Source organism: Bacteroidota bacterium, assembly GCA_018831055.1.
Lineage (GTDB): Bacteria > Bacteroidota > Bacteroidia > Bacteroidales > B18-G4 > M55B132.
The window spans coordinates 1-2,383 of record JAHJRE010000256.1; the positions used below are offsets into that span (position 1 = coordinate 1).

At 34.3% G+C, this 2,383-nt stretch carries 2 protein-coding genes; both read right to left on the bottom strand.

The annotated features are described in order from the left end of the window. Positions 1-502 precede the first annotated feature (502 nt). Positions 503-1,318: a TdeIII family type II restriction endonuclease gene (locus KKA81_16160; protein ID MBU2652461.1), complete on the bottom strand. Its 816-nt coding sequence runs from the start codon at positions 1,316-1,318 to the stop codon at positions 503-505. Then, positions 1,315-2,383: site-specific DNA-methyltransferase (locus KKA81_16165; GenBank protein ID MBU2652462.1), on the bottom strand; the 1,069-nt coding region annotated here is incomplete at its 5' end. The genes KKA81_16165 and KKA81_16160, both read right to left, overlap by 4 nt.

Sequence of the window (2,383 nt, forward strand, 5' to 3'; positions counted from 1 at the left end):
TGCTTGGCAAACCCAAAAAAAGGAAATTTTGCCCATTTTATTGCTTGTTCAATTTCTGTTTTTTTTAAATTAAAACTAAATTCCATAAATTTAAGTTAATTTAAGTTTATCAAAGGCCAGTCATCTGATAATAAAGAGGGCATCATAACCCTATATTATCTACACTTGCTTCACCCCATTTTTTGAGCCAATAACTCCACATATATCAAAAATTGCTAAGGCTAAAAAAAGAGGAGAAGATACAAGTTTATACCCAACCCCTCTTTAGATTTGTACTCAACTACTATCGCCTAAAGGCGATAGGTTGAAAAAAACTTTGCTAAAGCAAAGTTAGGCTTTAAAGGTGGGGGTTTAGAGAATATCCATGACCGTAAAATTGTCGCCCACATTCATTCTTATATTTTTATTTTTTATAATCTTAATTTTAATTTAATCTTAAAAGGTTCGCCTAAAGGCGAGGGGTTTGCTCCCAAAGCTGGAAACTAAAAAATCTCTCATTAATTTAATACCCTAAAGCTAATTGATCGAGCATGTCTGGGCCTTTCTCTTTGCCGACTTCTTGATAAATACTCAAGATTTCCTCGTAAGTTCCATTTCCACCAATCATATCCCAAAACTCTTTACCAATCAAAACTTCATTTTCCAAATCCATATAATTTAGAATAAAGCTATGCTTAAAAGTTTCTTTTTTAACACCATACGGGTTATAAGCGGTAGCATAAAACGCTTTTGCTTTTGGAAATTTAGCGCAAGTAATAGCTTGAATTTGTAACAAACGACCTGTCGCTTCCATGCATTGTCCTTTATTTGGTTTTGGACTTTTAATTTCAAAAAACCATTCTTCGCCAAATTTTGTTTCAATATACAAATCAGCAATACTAACTCGCTCAATACCTGAACCATTTTTGCTTAACTCAATAATTTCTTTCACAAAATTAGGGTATTTTGATTTCATTCCGCCACTGCCAATCTTGCTCGTTATTTCTTCAATACGTTTAATGGCTTTTGCGGTAACCACACCCCTAACTCTATGACCTCGCTCTGCGTTTTTGTGAACTATTTTTGCAATCAAACGAGCGCACTCCTCAAAAGTTGTGCCAAGTTTTGTAGAAAATGATCTTTCAAACTCAGTTATTTTCAAAAGACCGTCGGGTAACAAAGACTCATGAAATGGTTTTAAATCTCCTTTTTTAGATACTTCTCGAATCGGACGAAGTTGCTTCGGATCAAAGCCGTTATCAGTTGCTTCTTCAATCATACCTTGAATGAAGCCCTCCAAATATCCTTTGATTGTATTTCTTGTTTCTTTATTGATCATATTTTTTGCCAAATTAAAATACTTTCATAAAAAGGAGTGTCCCTTCGTCCTGTCCGTCTATTTACATGGCGGTCAACCCTACCGATTGATTTAAAACCAACTACTTCCGGTTTATATAAATTATATTTATCATTTACCACTATTAAAACAAGCCCGTCTTTTGCCATAAAATTTCTTGTGTGTGACAGCGCGGCATTTATTCCGTCAATGTATTCTTTTTTTGCCCTTTCAGATTGACCATTTTTTGCTGGGCCTATTTCTCTATTTTCGTTATTTTGTAACCCTAAAAGTTCATAAGCATATTTATGTTGATCGTGGTAATCAATCAGCCCGAGGTAGGGCGGCGAAGTAAAAACCATATCAATGCCTTTAGGCAATTCAACGATTCTAGAATCAGCATGGTTTATGGTAACTTTTGCGCTTGTCTTAATTTTGGAAAATTCTCTCACTCTTTCCATGGTATCTATGGTATATCGTGATAAAAATTTATATGCCTCATTAACTGGAGTACAAACTCTACCGTGCTTATAACACTGGTAGGGTTTAATTTGAGGTGCTTTTGGGAAATCTAAATCATAATGCGCAACAAGTCGCGCAGAACGAGCTGAACGAGAAAGAACAATTTTTAACAAATCTTGATAAGTATAATCTTTTATCAATCTTAAATAGCACAAAAGCTCTCTTTGTGTATCTGGGGCAAACCAATTATTTATATACTCGTTTTTCGTTGCAAAGAGCTTATTTACTTTTTCGTCTTTTGAAAATTTACTTTTGTATTTGTGCAACCTTTGTAGCATGTCTTTGATTTCCTTCTCCAAAAGCTGAATATCATAATCCGATGTTTTTACACTTGAAAGCAAAGTATTAAAAATAGAAATATCCGTACCTATTGAATCAATGCCCAAAGCATTTGCTTCGACTAATGTTGTGCCAGAGCCACAAAATGGATCATAAACTAATTTAGGTTGATATTTTCTCAAAAAAATTTCTACAAGTTGTGGGATAAATTTACCCATATACGGGTGCAAACGATGAACATGCTTTGTCCTTTCCATTTCTGGCAAA